At 39.1% G+C, this 14,592-nt stretch carries 13 protein-coding genes; 8 read left to right on the top strand and 5 right to left on the bottom strand.

Going from position 1 to position 14,592, the window contains the following annotated elements:
• Window positions 1–163 precede the first annotated feature (163 nt).
• Window positions 164–775 (bottom strand): hypothetical protein, encoded by a 612-nt coding sequence (locus FB6_RS14605; RefSeq protein ID WP_174560643.1) that lies wholly within the window; start codon window positions 773–775, stop codon window positions 164–166.
• A gap of 361 nt (window positions 776–1,136) precedes the next feature.
• On the opposite strand from FB6_RS14605, the gene FB6_RS14600 reads away from it, so the two are divergent.
• The gene (locus tag FB6_RS14600) at window positions 1,137–1,973 is read left to right on the top strand and encodes an SDR family NAD(P)-dependent oxidoreductase (protein WP_174560642.1); all 837 of its coding nucleotides are present in this window, start codon (window positions 1,137–1,139) and stop codon (window positions 1,971–1,973) included.
• Window positions 1,974–2,123: 150 nt separating this feature from the next.
• Here FB6_RS14600 and FB6_RS14595 read toward each other — a convergent pair whose 3' ends face one another.
• The 3 genes from FB6_RS14595 to FB6_RS14585 are packed head-to-tail and all read right to left on the bottom strand — an operon-like array spanning window position 2,124 to window position 5,095.
• Entirely contained in the window at window positions 2,124–3,116 is a 993-nt protein-coding gene (locus FB6_RS14595) for a bile acid:sodium symporter family protein (protein WP_174560641.1), read from the bottom strand.
• 11 nt (window positions 3,117–3,127) lie between these two features.
• Complete coding sequence (locus tag FB6_RS14590) at window positions 3,128–4,297, bottom strand: amidase (RefSeq protein WP_174560640.1); 1,170 nt, start codon at window positions 4,295–4,297, stop codon at window positions 3,128–3,130.
• A 3-nt stretch (window positions 4,298–4,300) separates the two neighbouring features.
• Complete coding sequence (locus tag FB6_RS14585) at window positions 4,301–5,095, bottom strand: cysteine hydrolase (RefSeq protein WP_174560639.1); 795 nt, start codon at window positions 5,093–5,095, stop codon at window positions 4,301–4,303.
• A 137-nt stretch (window positions 5,096–5,232) separates the two neighbouring features.
• On the opposite strand from FB6_RS14585, the gene ggt reads away from it, so the two are divergent.
• The 7 genes from ggt to FB6_RS14550 all read left to right on the top strand — a co-directional run bounded on the left by ggt (window position 5,233) and on the right by FB6_RS14550 (window position 13,539).
• The gene (gene ggt / locus FB6_RS14580) at window positions 5,233–6,828 is read left to right on the top strand and encodes a gamma-glutamyltransferase (protein WP_217427348.1); all 1,596 of its coding nucleotides are present in this window, start codon (window positions 5,233–5,235) and stop codon (window positions 6,826–6,828) included.
• Between the two features lie 140 nt (window positions 6,829–6,968).
• The gene (locus FB6_RS14575; protein WP_217427347.1) at window positions 6,969–7,979 is read left to right on the top strand and encodes a BMP family lipoprotein; all 1,011 of its coding nucleotides are present in this window, start codon (window positions 6,969–6,971) and stop codon (window positions 7,977–7,979) included.
• 2 nt (window positions 7,980–7,981) lie between these two features.
• Window positions 7,982–9,568, top strand: a complete 1,587-nt coding sequence (locus FB6_RS14570) for an ABC transporter ATP-binding protein (protein WP_217427346.1) — start codon at window positions 7,982–7,984, stop codon at window positions 9,566–9,568.
• A complete protein-coding gene (locus FB6_RS14565) occupies window positions 9,558–10,625 on the top strand; it encodes an ABC transporter permease (RefSeq protein ID WP_174560638.1) in 1,068 nt (355 codons plus the stop codon). The genes FB6_RS14570 and FB6_RS14565 overlap by 11 nt, the downstream gene beginning before the upstream one ends.
• 3 nt (window positions 10,626–10,628) lie before the next feature.
• Complete coding sequence (locus FB6_RS14560) at window positions 10,629–11,555, top strand: ABC transporter permease (protein WP_174560637.1); 927 nt, start codon at window positions 10,629–10,631, stop codon at window positions 11,553–11,555.
• A gap of 15 nt (window positions 11,556–11,570) precedes the next feature.
• Window positions 11,571–12,227: a TetR/AcrR family transcriptional regulator gene (locus FB6_RS14555; RefSeq protein WP_174560636.1), complete on the top strand. Its 657-nt coding sequence runs from the start codon at window positions 11,571–11,573 to the stop codon at window positions 12,225–12,227.
• Window positions 12,228–12,306: 79 nt separating this feature from the next.
• On the top strand, window positions 12,307–13,539 hold the full coding sequence (locus tag FB6_RS14550) for an amidohydrolase (RefSeq protein ID WP_174560635.1): 1,233 nt from the start codon (window positions 12,307–12,309) through the stop codon (window positions 13,537–13,539).
• 96 nt (window positions 13,540–13,635) lie between these two features.
• Here the strand turns inward: FB6_RS14550 and FB6_RS14545 are convergent, their stop codons facing one another.
• Window positions 13,636–14,523, bottom strand: coding sequence for a bile acid:sodium symporter family protein (locus FB6_RS14545; RefSeq protein ID WP_174560634.1), 888 nt, complete (start codon window positions 14,521–14,523; stop codon window positions 13,636–13,638).
• Between the last annotated feature and the right edge of the window lie 69 nt (window positions 14,524–14,592).

The raw sequence follows: 14,592 nt of genomic DNA, 5'->3' as shown, positions 1-14,592 counted from the left end.
TTGTGTATGGGAAACAAAAGGTTTTTGTCGACTTTTGACCTTTCAAAAGTCGAGAAATTGCCTACGCGAAAACATAAAAATTTAATCCATCAAATGAGGCCGTGCTGATTTATCAAAAATCTAATATTGATCATGTTTTGATTTATGAAAGAGATCTATTCACTTATCTATTCTCCAAAACGGATAAAAAGGCTTCGATAAAGTTAGGTAGTCTTTTATGATGAATTTGGCCCACTTTAATGACTTCATAAGTCAAACCATCAGCTTGAAGCTTTTCACTTTCTATTTTTAAATTTTGCAGCGTTAGCTGTAAGCCCTTTAACCATTCTTCAAGTGCTTTGATGGGTATATCATTTTTAATATCACCACCTTGTATTGCTGTTTTAAAATGACTTAAGGTCGTACTATCTTTAAAACATGCTTCAATATGATGCTCAGTGCTGTCAAATAGATCATGCTTGATCACAAAGAAAAATTTTCCAATCGCGGGTTTTAGAACACTGATATAAATATTTTTATCATTTAGGCTATATCTTTTATTTTTGGCATTAATAAATTCTGAATTCCAGACTTGTGATTCTAAAAAATTATCCATTTCGATGAACATCAGATCGGTCACTTGTTCTTCGATTCGATCTGCCAGTTCTTTCAGTTCATGACTGATGACGATCAAATTATTTTCCAGTTTAGATCTCTGAGATTTTTCATCATCATGTTGTTTTGATTGGGCTATCACTGCTTGAAAGCGTTGTTCAGGGGTCATGATGCGACTCACTTTAATCCTAAAAGCCTTAAATTTTAAGATGAGGTTGTGCGCAGATGATTTCAAGTCACGAGAAGAAAATCAGACTTCTGCTTAAAGCTGTTCAGCATATAGATCATCATCTATTTATGTAGCGATGTAGCAATTTCAAAGATATTTAAGAATTTAGATTTCCATGAATAATATGCATAGATCAACATTAGAATAAATCATTTCATTCATAGCCAACTGTTCGCTACTCTAAAGCCATTCACCATAAGATCAAGCAGTCAAACCCAGCATATTCACGGATGATCAAACTCGAATATAGGGTTGCTCAAACAGTACAGATACAACGCCATTCATTTTTATCCATTAGATTAAGAGTTATCGCATGAAAAGTTTTCATCAAAAAGTTGCAGCAATCACAGGGGCAGGTTCAGGAATCGGCCAGCAGTTGGCGATTCAACTGGCACAGCAAGGCGCGCATTTGGCATTGAGTGATGTTAATGAACAAGGTTTGGCTGAAACTTTGTCTAAAGTGAAGCAATATCCAGTACATGTCACTTTGACAAAGCTGGATGTATCAGACCGTGAAGCGGTACAAAGCTGGGCAGCACAGACGGTTAAAGATCACGGTCAGGTCAACCTGATTTTTAACAATGCCGGAGTGGCTTTAGCGAGTACTGTAGAAGGGATGAGTTATGAAGAAGCAGAATGGATTTTCAATATCAACTTTTGGGGTGTGGTATACGGAACCAAAGCCTTTTTACCCTATTTAAAGCAAAGTGGTGACGGACATATTATTAATATTTCTAGCCTGTTTGGCTTAACGGCGCAGCCGACCCAAAGTGCTTATAATGCAACAAAATTTGCAGTGCGCGGTTTTACCGAAGCTTTACGTCAGGAATTGGACTTGGAAAATGTAGGTGTCAGTGCGACCTGCGTACATCCGGGTGGAATCCGCACCAATATTGCCAATAGTGCTCGTATGAGTGACAGTATTCGTTCGCTTGGTATGAATCCGGAACGTGCGAGCAGTGCATTTAACAAGGTATTAAAAACGCCACCAGAAGTAGCTGCCAAAGTGATTTTAAACGCTGTACAAAACAATGAGCGCCGTGTATTGATTGGCAATGATGCCAAGATTATTGATCTGATTCAGCGTATCGCACCGACACATTATGCGCAGGCCATGGATTTGCTCAGTGGTAAAAAGAAGCGCAAATGATGGTGTGATCTAGCTTTCCATCCGATCCATATGACTGAAAGTATTCAGAGACTACTTTTAGTCAACATGAATGATGAACTGTATCTATTATCTGGCAAAGCCATTCCTGCAATGGTTGGATAATTGGATACAGTTCATAGCATAAAAATATCAGCCTAATTTTTCGGAATATGCTTCTGCATTTTTAGCAAAATGGCTCGCTAAAATCCCACAAACAATCAGCTGGATTTGATGAAATAGCATCAAGGGCAAAATAATCAGACCAAAGGGTTGGCCTGCAAAAATAATTTTTGCCATAGGAATACCACTGGCTAATGTTTTTTTCGAACCGCAGAATAAAATCGTAATGGCATCTTCGCGGCTAAAGCCTAATTTAGGTGCTGTGAAATGTAATAATAACATTACAATGGCGAGTAAGAATCCGCAGATCATGACCAGATTCAGCAACATTGAAATGGATACTTGATGCCAAATTCCTTCAACAATAGCTGCACTGAATGCGGAGTAAACCACCATTAAAATGGAACCCTGATCAACAACTTTGACCAAAGAAAGATGCTGTTTGATGATTGGAAATATTTTCGGACGTAATAATTGCCCCAAAATAAACGGCACCAACAGTAACAGCACAATATTCAGAATGGAACTTCCAGATATCAATGATGTACTGTCCATGTTTTTAGTAATCAGCAAGCTGACTAAAAATGGCGTAATAAACATCCCTAAAATATTAGAGGCCGATGCACTACACAAAGCCGCAGGGACATTGCCTTTAGCAATAGAGGTAAAGGCAATAGAAGATTGTACGGTGGATGGTAATAAGCAAATATATAATATACCCAGATAAAGCTGGGCATTGAGAAATGGCTCAATCACAGGTTTGAGTAATAAGCCCAAAACAGGGAACAAGGCAAAGGTCGCCAAAAAAATGACCAAATGCAATCGCCAATGTTTAATACCCTGAATCACTACTTCTCTAGATAACTTGGTACCATGCAAAAAAAATAACAGTGCAATTGCAGCATCAGTCAAATGGCTAAAAATTTGTGCAGCATGACCTTGAATAGGCAAAAAGCTCGCAAGAATCACCATACTGATAATCATTAAACTAAAGTTATCAGGTAAATATTTGGGCCGAATCATAAGTTTAATCCTTATGCATCTTGTGCGAGATGAAATAATGTTTTGGCAAGTTGTATAAGTTGTAGGTCAGAATGCTTAGGACCAATAATGGACAGGGCAATCGGATAATCTTGTGTATTTTTAACAGGGATAGTGACTTGCGGTAATCCAGCCAGACCCGCTATGGCATTGACTGTTAAGGCTTGCTGATAAAATAAAGCTAAGCTTGTGGAGTCTATATCTTTGTTTAATAACGCCATTGGTGTAGTGGGTAAAATGAGTATATGTTGACTGAGCAAATCATCCAGTTGTTGTGAAATTTCTGCCTGTAGTGCTGCATATTTAGCGCTGTCACGACCATCATTTTCCATCACTCTTTGAAAATTACCTTGCATTAGCGGGCCAAATTCAGGTGAATATTTTTCAATCCACGGCCCTAAATTTTCCTTGATAGAGGCATCTTGCAAGTATTGATAACAGGCTAGCCAGTCCTGCACAGGATATTGAATGATCTGTTGCAGTTTATGCATGCCCATTTTTTTAGCAAAATTCATTAATTCTGCTGCTTGGTTAGGAGCATTTTGTTGACGATAATCAAAAGCTTCTGCGACACCAATGAGTGTAGAATTCAGATTGAGTGAGGTTTTATCTTCAGGTAAAAGCACTTTTGCGACTTCAATAAAAGTATCAATGTCATGGGCAAACCAGCCCACAGTATCAAAGCTACTGGCAAAAGGAAGGACACCTGTAAGTGAAATGGCATTATGAGTTGGACGTATACCCCAAATGCCACAAAAAGCAGCAGGTACACGTACAGATCCACCAGTATCTGTACCTAGTGAAAAATCGACCTGTTGTAGAGCTACTGCAGATGCCGAACCACTGGATGAACCTCCCGGCATAGCTTCGGGCCATTTAGGGTTTAGCGGTGTACCAAAGAAATGGTTGCGACCTTCTAAACTATAGGCAAGTTCATCAGTAATGGTTTTACCTTTAAAAGTTGCACCTGCATTAAGCAGTAATTGCACACAGGGTGCATGTTGCTGCGATGGTTCATGTGTATTTTTCCAGGTGGGGTTCCCACCTCCTGTGACATAGTCTTTGACATCAATCAGATCTTTAATGGCAAAGCTTAAATGTGAAAGTGCGCCAGTTGAAAATTGCTGGAAAGCAAGCTGTGGTTCAATAAAAGGACTATTCATAACCTATTCACCAGCTATATTCTGAATGCTGCTGAGTACATCGGTAGAATCACAGACAAAGCCAAAGCATTTTTTAACATTCCAAATGGTTGCTTCAGTACAAAAATCAGGTGAACTGGTTGCACAGCAATCTTTCAACATAATGCAGCCATATCCGAGAAAATTGGCATCTGTCAAAGTATGCAAAACACATTGATCTGTATTCACACCAGCAAACAAAATGGTTTTAATGCCTAAATTTCTTAAAATACTGTCCAGCTCTGTATCCCAAAAACCTGAAATCCGATATTTATCAACCAAAATATCACTGGCTTCAGGGGCTAATTCATCCACAATTGCTGCTGCCCAGGAATCTTTTTCCAAAACATGGGAGCCATGCTCAGGTAAAGCTTCACCCAAACCAATACCTTGACCTGTAGGTTTATAAAGATGATGTTGATTGGCTGGCGTATTGGCTAAATCGGCACGGTTGCCCCAATTTACCCAAATGACAGGGACATCATGAGCGCGTAGGGTAGGTAAAAGCTGTTGCAAGGGGGCAATTGGTTGGCGGTCTATTGCGTAATTTCCCCCAATATGGTCGACCCATCCTTTTTCTGTGCAAAAATCATTTTGCATATCCACAATAATGATGGCTGTTTTATTTAAATCCGTAATGACATGTTGTGGCTGGGTATCAATTTTTACCGGAACTACAGGCTTTGTTGCTTCAAGCATAGACACAGTTGTTGGTGACGCATGCCACGCAGTATGTGCATAAGTACCAATAGCATTAGAATGGTTTTGATATTGAGTCATATTAGATCACCTTATTGTCAGCTCCGAATCATGATTCGGGCAAATTTGGCATTGTTGTTGCAAGTAAGTAATTACTTACTTTAAGCAATTAAGATGCCAATTAAATTTCGGAATAAGGTAGCGATAGCATTATGACGATGTTCCAACATATCAATACAAAAAGTACATTTGCTACATCCGCTATGGTGACAAGCCCGCATACTGCTGCGAGTGCAGAAGGTTTAAAAATTTTGAAACAGGGCGGCAATGCCATTGAGGCGGCCATTGCGATTGCTTCCATGCTGAGTGTCACATATCCACATTTCAATGGCTTGGGTGGAGATGCATTTATGGTATTAAGCAATAAAGATGGTGATGTCCATACGATCTCTGGTATAGGGCAAGCTTTTGAAAAATTAAATAATTTTAAAGATAAAATTCCTACCAGAGGAATTAATTCGGCTATTACAACAGCCTGCACCGTCGATACATGGGGCAAGGCCTACGAATTTTCTGCATCCAATTGGGGCAATCATTTTGCATGGCAGGAACTGCTTCAACCTGCTCTAGATGCAGCATATAACGGCATTGAATTGACACAATCCCAATCATATTGGTACCAATATCGTGCACAGGAGATGAATGACTGGCCTGGTTTTCAAGCTGTATTCAGCAATCAGCAGAAACCGTTTTTAGCGGGTGAACGGTTCAAACAAATACAACTCGGGCAAACATTAGAACATTTGGCACAATATGGGGCGCGTTCATTCTATGAAGGAGAACTTGCAACACGTCTGGTCGAGGGTTTGCAACAATTAGGTTCAACAATTAGTCCGAATGACTTAAAACGCACGCATGCAAGAATTGAACAGCCTTTAAAGACTCTATATCGTGATGGCGTGTTATGTGGATTACAGCCACCGACCCAAGGCGTGACAACTTTACAAATCATGGGAATTTTAGAACAGTTCCCACTGAATCATATTGCAGCAGAAAATAGTGCTGCGTATTACCATCTTATCGTAGAAGCAATTAAACAGGCTTTTCTTGACCGCAACCAATATGTGGCTGACCCAGATTTTTATCACTTTGATATTGAAAAATTACTTAATGAAAATTACCTGAAGGAGAAAAGTAAAAATATTTCATTAAATAATGCGCTTGAATGGAATGAAATTTATCAGCATGGCGATACCGTCTATATCGGTGTAGTAGATAGTTATGGTAACTGTGTCAGCATGTTGCAAACCATTTATTATGACTGGGGCAGTGGTGTCATGGCTGGCGATACCGGAGTCCTATGGCATAATCGCGGGGCATCCTTTTCCTTAAATCAAAAGCATCCAAATAGTTTAGCCCCGTTCAAACGTCCTTTCCATACTTTAAACCCTGGGATTTATCTAAAGAATAATCAACCATTTTTGCTTTATGGTACGCAAGGTGCAGATGGTCAGCCCCAAACGTTGGCAACTATTTTGACGCGCTTGATTGATTATCAGAATTTACCTTATGAAGCTTTAGCCAAGCCAAGATTTTTATTGGGAAAAACATTTTCAAATAGCCAAGACACCTTAAAACTTGAAAATGATATTGGAGCCGATATCGTACAAAAACTCACCCAAATGGGGCATGAAATAGACATTATTGATGCACAAAGTCCCTTGGCAGGGCAACCTGGGGTGATTCAAATAACACAGGATGGATTGTATGGCGCACATGATCCACGTAGTGATGGTATTGCATTAGGCTTTTAGTGAAATGTTAATGATTTCCAACCTTAAAAAATTACACCTTATGGTGTAATTTTTTTATTTATTACCTATTAAATCAATATTGGCATATAGATTGCTTCATGTAAGTAAGTAAATACTTACTAACAACTATGGTGATTAATATGGGTACTTTCAAATCTAAAATGCTGGCAACAATGGTTGCATTTTCAACTTTAACTGGCTTGGCCGGTTGTGAAAACAAACCGGAAGCTGCATCAGGCACAGTGGCTCCTGCAGAGGCAATGAAAGTCGGGATATTGATTCCTGGTTCTAAAACCGATAAAGGCTGGATGAGTTCAGGTTTTGACGGAATTAAAGAAGCAGAGAAAGAATTTGGTGAAAAATTAAAAACCCAAGTAATTGAAAATATCAACTATGCAGATATGGATCAGGCACTAACCACTTTGGCTTCAAAAAACCAGATGGTCATTGGTGTAGGCGGCCAAACTCAGGCTTCCGTATTTAAAGTGGCTAAAAAATTTCCAAATGTGAAATTTGTGATTATTGGCGGAAACCAAGAACCAGATATGCCAAGCAACGTAGCGGGTTATGACGTTAAACAAGCCGAAATCTACTTTGTAGCAGGTGCTGCAGCTGCCATGTTAACCAAATCGGGTGTGGTCAGTTATGTCGGAGGGATGGAAATTCCAGCAATCGTGAATGCAGGGAATGAATATGCCAACGGTGCCAAATATATCAACCCGAAAGTGAAGGTCATTACCAGTTATACCGGTGATTTTGAAAATGTAACCAAAGCTCAGGAAGCAACGCTGGCAGCCATTTCACAAGGTGCGGATATTCATGCTTACCTGATCAATTTAGGCATAAAAGGTGTTGAGCAAGCAGCTAAAGAAAAAGGGACACATATTGTAGGCGCTTATTTCAACCGCTGTGATGAAAAGAATCCATTGTATCTGGCATACAGTACCACTGGCGTTGGCTATCAAGTGCAATATGCCATTGAGGAACTAAACAAGGGCACATGGCAAGCAGGCTATAAACCGTTTGGTTTAGGTATGGGCGACAAATCTTCAAACTTCAAGATCTGTAATGGTACACCTGAGCAAAATGCCAAAATTGAACAAATTAAAAAAGATTTGTTGGATGGCAAAATTAAAGTAGCGGAAGGTTAATTATGTTACAAGCGATTCAACCTGAAACCATTGCAGAAGAAATGTACCCAAGCGTACTTTCTCTGCAACACATTAAAAAAACATTCGGGACTTTTCAAGCATTGAAAGATGTGTCAATTGAGCTCATGCAAGGAGAAATTCATTGTTTACTTGGTGAAAATGGTGCAGGTAAATCCACGCTTTGTAATATTATTTTTGGTTCACTCAATGCCAGTGAAGGGCAAATTTTATTACATGGCCAGCCTTTCACTGCAAAGAGTCCTAAAGATGCATTAAACCATGGCATTGCCATGGTGCATCAGCACTTTTCCTTGATTGAAAACACTACTGTTTTAGATAATTTATTGCTGGGCCGCAGCCAAGGCATTTTGAATCGTCAAAAATATAAGGCAGAAATTGAGAAATTATTGCAAGAGCTGAATTTTAGCATTGATTTAAATGCACAAATCAGCGAGTTGGCGGTAGGCGAAAAGCAACGTGTAGAAATTATTAAGTGTTTGATTCGACAACCTAAAGTCCTCATTTTAGATGAGCCTACAGCAGTACTTTTACCGCATGAAATAGATGCATTACTGGAAATCTGTCAGGCAGTAGCAGCACGTGGCTGCAGTATTTTACTGGTTACACACAAGCTCGCTGAAATTAAGAAAGTAGCTTCAAAAGTTTCTGTATTGCGTGCTGGGGCTATTGTTGATCATTCAGACCAACCGACAAAAGATATCGCTCGTCTGGTGAAATCCATGATTCATCGTGGAGATGATCAGAATGAAATCAAGTTATTAAAACGTGAGCAACGTGATTCACGTAATGGCAGTCCGAATGCCAGAGATATTAAAGATGAAATTCTGCAAGTGAATGGTTTGAACTACGTCGATACTGATGGCGTTCAAAAACTTGATAATGTCACTTTTATTGTCAATAAGGCTGAAATTGTTGCAATTGCTGGTGTTGAAGGCAATGGTCAAAGTGAATTGGCTTCTATTTTATCGGGCATGTTAACCCGCAGCTCCGGGCACATCTTTATTAATGGTCAGGATGTCAGTCTGGCTACACCCAAGCAATTAACTGCACAAGGTGTCGGTGTTATTGCTGAAGACCGCCATTTAACTGGTTGTGTTACCCCAATGACCTTGGCGGAAAATATATTGCTCAACCATGTTGATCGATATACCCGATTCGGTTTTATCAACCGTAAAAAGCTTAAATCTGATGCAGAAAGCTTGATGCAAAAATATGATGTCCGGGCAGCATCCTCATCTATCCCATTCGGGCGTTTGTCTGGTGGGAATCAACAAAAGGCTGTATTTGCAAGAGAACTCACACTTGATCCTTTGCACTTTTTATTGGCTTCACAACCGACACGTGGTTTAGATGTAGGCGCCGTTGCGACGATTTACGATCACATTCGTTCAGCGCGTGATCAAGGACTAGGCGTTTTACTGATTTCTTCAGAACTCGATGAACTTATGGCGGTGGCGGATCGTATTTTGGTGTTTTATCGCGGGAGAATCATTGGTGAAGTAAGTGGTGAACAGGCGAATCGTGAGCAAATTGGATCGTGGATGGCAGGGCAAACAGATGAAAAATGAGACTTTTTTTCAAAATAATTATGTACGACTTGTCTTGGTTTTAGTCGTCGCAGTATTGGCATCACTCATGATTTCTTTTGGTATTGTCAATGCTTATGGGTTGTCATTTGCCGATGCTTTAAGTGCATTTATGGATGGTGCCTGGGGTTCACCCTATGTAATTGGTTCTTCAATCAATCGTGCCTTGTATTTTGCCTTGATTGGCTTGGGTTTTATTCTTGCTGATCAAGCTAAACTGGCCAATATCGGCGCAGAAGGGCAACTGGCTGTTGGTGGCATTATGGCCACAGCATTATGTTTATATGGTGGAGCATCCGCATTACCGTCAGGACTTGCTTTTTTATATCCTTTAGCTGGGGCCGTACTCGCTGGTGCATTTTGGGGCGCAATTGCAGGATTTCTTAAAGCAAAAATGGGGACCAATGAAGTCATCAGTACATTGCTATTGTCCTTCATTGCAGTGTGGTTGCTGTACTGCTCTGTACAAAGTGATTACCTGTTAAAACAACCGATGACCACAAGTGCATCTTTGCCACAGTCTTTACCTATTCCTGAAAACACCATGATTCCTGCTATTTTTGCAAATAGTGGCTATAACCTGAATTTAGGATTAGTGATTGCTTTAATTTTAGCGGTGATCGTATATGCCGTGATTCACTATAGCCGTTTTGGTTTTTATTTACGCAGTGTGGGTCATAACCAGCATGCATCGAAACGCGCAGGTATTCCAGTATTTTCGACCATTGTGATTGTGATGGCGATTTCTGGTGGTTTTGCCGGATTAGCTGGTGGCTTGATGCTTCAAGGAGACCAACAGGTACTTAAATCAGGATTTTCATCAGGCTACGGTTTTGATGGTCTGGTCGTAGGTCTACTGGCCCGAGGTTCAGTCTTGGGTGTATTTACTGCAGCACTGGTATTTGGTTTTTTACGCTCTGGAGGAATTAACCTTGAGTTAGTTGCACAAGTTCCATCAGCAATGGTACTGGCAATTCAAGGTCTGATTATTTTAATCATTGCCGGTGCTGCACGCTGGTTGGGTCGTCAAGGAGCATAACCTATGTCTATCGAAATTTTAGCCATCTTTATGGGCGCTGCAATTCGTTTATCTGCTCCATTGCTGATTGCAGCAACAGGTGAATTGGTCAGCCAAAAAACTGGTGTTATTAATACCAGTGTTGACGGCATGATGTTATCTGGTGCATTTCTTGGAATTTACGGTGCCTATTTAACCAACAGCCCAATGCTCGGATTTTTAATCGCCATTATTGGGATTTTGCCTTTGGCACTTTTACAGGCATTTTTAAGTGTTTCCTTAAAAGCCAATCAACTGGTGACCGGGATTGGTATTAATATTCTGGCTTTGGGTTTAACAACTTTAATATATCGAAAAGTCTTTTTTGAAAATAATGATGGCAATGTCAAAACCAGTTTTGGATTTAATAAATTACAAATCTTTAGTCCAGAGCAATTTCCAAATTTAGCCAATATTTTTAATCAGTCCTGGATCGTATATTTTGGCTTGGTGCTGCTATTTATTGTGTACTTCATGATGAAGAAAACTTCACTTGGTATTAGTGTCAATGCAGTAGGTGAAGAACCTAAAACTGTAGATCAATCAGGTCTATCAGTTACAGCATTACGTTACTTTGGAGTCTTTGTTTCCAGTATTATGGCATCTATTGCCGGTTGCTTGATTTCACTTGGAGATATTCATACTTTTACTGAGGGTATGACCAGTGGTATTGGATTCCTAGCTTTAGCTGCGATTATTTTTGGTAACTGGAATATCATTAAAACCGCTTTAGCCTGCTTCCTGTTTGGTATAGTCAGCGCACTACAATATCAACTACCAGCTATGGGTATTAATGTACCACCTGCATTATTAATTATGCTGCCTTATGTATTAGCCTTATTTGCAGTTGCAGGTTTAATGGGCAAACAAACAGCGCCTAAAGCACTTACGGTGCCTTTTATCGGACATTAGTTTTGAGCAATTATTATGAGCAATAAAACAATCGCATCATCGTCTAAAAATAGGTCATCTTCAGAGATATCTAATCGGGACAATATTTTACGTGTTGCATTACTCGAATTTGCAGAAAAAGGGGTGAGTGGCGTTCGTGTTGAGCACTTGGCCAAAGCAGCTCAAACCAATATACGTATGATTTATCATTATTTTAAGAGTAAAGAACAACTCTATGTCGAGGTCTTGGAATATACAGTCAATGAATTACGCCGTAGTGAATTGCAATTAAATCTAGATATTGGAACGATTGATCCGATTCAGGGGATTTTAAAGCTTTATGATTTTACCGAAGAGCATTTTTCGACCCACCGGGAACTGTTTCGAATTTTGCAATTTGAAAACCTGAATAATGCCGAAAATATTCAAAAATCGAGTGCTATCCCTCTAATTTCCTCACATTTGCTTCATTATATTGAAATTTTATTGCATCGTGGTGTGGAAATGCGGTTAATCAAACAGGGGATAGATCCGCTGCATTTGTACACAATGATTGTCAGTTTGATTGTATTTCCTAAATCAAATGCACTCACCATGTCTTTTATGTTTAAAACAGATCTGGTTGATGGAAACTGGCAACAACAGCATAAAAATATGTGCCGACAAATGTTAGAAAGTTTTATCAAAGCATAACCCCATACTTTCAGTCTGATGAAAGTAAAAAATCAATATTAAAAATAAGTAAGTATTTACTTATAAAAGGTGATAAACCATGAATGAGACTACATATTTACTCAAAAATATTCGTTTAGAACGCGCATTTGAATATGATGATGCTGGCAATGTTGTGGCCACTAAAACCACAACAGCGCATTTACATATAGAAAATGGCAAAATTGTTAATATTTATTTTGATGAAATTCCTGAAACATTAAAAGGCCTATCTCAATGCGACGGCGGGCAAGCTTTGGCATTACCAGGCATTAATGATGCTCATATTCATTTGGATAAAACTTATTATGGTGGACCATGGCGTGCCGCAGAAGAAAATAAATCTGTCGCAGAGATGATTCAAATTGAAAAGACATTATTGCCTGAACAATTGCCTGTATTGGAACATCGTGCAAAAGCAATTCTGGATTTGATTATTTCAAAAGGGGCAACCAGAACTTTAGCGCATTGTAATATTGATCATTCAATTGGCGTCCAGCATTTTGCCAAAATTCAGGAAATTTTAAATCAATATTCACCGTTAATATCTGCGAAAACAGTCGCTTTTCCACAGCATGGTTTGTATCGTGATGATGCGGTCGAATTAATGAAAGAAGTATTGTCCATGGGATGTAACTATGTCGGTGGTTTAGATCCTGCAGAAATTGACGGCAATATGCAAAAATCTTTGGATACAACCGTACAATTAGCTTTGGACTATAACGTTGGTATAGATTTTCATATACATGAACGAGGGAATGTGGGTAAAACATCGCTCGATTATTTATTTGATTTGGTGGAGCAAAACCCTAGTTTAAAATCCAAGGTAAATTTAAGTCATGCTTTTGTTCTATACGATATATTTAAACAGGGTGAGCTTGCAGATTACGCCGCCAGAATGCGTGATTTAGGGATTAAATTGGTCAGTGGTGTGCCAATTCAATTTAAAATGCCACTTGCAGAATTAAGAGATTATGAGGTGCAGGTAGAGGTAGGTACCGACAGCGTCATGGATCACTGGTATCCCTTTGGTCAAGGGGACATTATCGAACGTAGTAATATCATTGCACAACTATACGGCTGGAAAAATGAATACCATCTTTCGCGCGCACTGTATTTTGCAACGGGTACGACACCACTCAATCATGCGGGTGAAATGGTGTGGCCTCAAATAGGTATGGATGCAGATATTGTATTATTTGATGCTTCATGCTCAGCTGAAGTGATTGCACGTATTTCCGCAAGAAAGCTCACGATTCACAAAGGTAAAATAAGCTATTCTCTAAATGGGTAGTTGCTGAAAAATTCGATTTCTAGCTTGGTACATTTTCAGAGTAGAAAACAATTGCCAAGCTAGAAATACTCATTTCATTACCAGAGTCTATTTAATTTACTCTGCAATTACTTTTGTGGTATTTAGACTATTTCTATCTTTCAGCTTAAAGATAAGACCAACAGCAAAAGCAAAGAAAATCATAATCACTGAATAAACTGCTGCTGGTATGGCAATGGTTGTACTGCCTAAAACAGAAATGGCAATAGTTAATGCTACGGCACTGTTGTGAATACCAATTTCAAAAGCACAGGCACGCGCTTCAGCTTCATTCATTTTGAAAATACGAGGAATGAAGTATCCAATTGCTAAACTGATTGCACAAAATAGGGCACAGACTAAACCTACATCGGCAAAATACCCCGCAATATTTTCCTTTTCCTTGAACAAAGCACCTACACAGATCACCACGAGAAAAGTCACTGAAAAATATTTGACAAAACTTTCCATTTTTTTAGCAAATGCAGGTTTTTTTGATCGTATGAGCATACCAATAACTAAAGGCAGCAAAATCAGTAGAAAAACTTGTACCAACTTATCTAACTGTATCCCAACAGTGGTGTCATTTTGCATAAAATAGGTTAAGGATAAGGTCGCGACCAAAGGTAAGGTGAAAGCAGCAATGACCGAATTGAAGGCTGTTAAAGTAATGTTCAGCGCAATATCACCTTTAAACAGATAGCTGAACAAATTTGCAGTGCTCCCGCCTGGTGATGCCGCTAAAATCATTAAACCAACAGCCAATAATGGTTCCAGTTTAAAAAACTTCGCTAAACAAAAAGCGATTGTAATGAGTAAAACCAACTGACAAAACAAGGCAATCAACACATTTTTAGGATTGTCCTTAACACGTTTAAAATCCTGCACTGTGACTTCAAAGCCTAGACCCATCATAATGATAATTAAGGCGATAGGCATGCCTATACTAATAAATGCTGAATCCATAGCATGTTTCCTTTTATAAAAATAATCTTAAATTTTTAGTGTTTTTTTAACTAAAACTTTTTTGCAGTT

The organism is Acinetobacter bouvetii, from assembly GCF_902753875.1.
GTDB classification, from domain to species: Bacteria; Pseudomonadota; Gammaproteobacteria; order Pseudomonadales; family Moraxellaceae; genus Acinetobacter; species Acinetobacter bouvetii_A.
The sequence above is the reverse complement of the archived record's forward strand: the minus strand, read 5'-3'. Positions and strand labels throughout refer to the sequence as shown.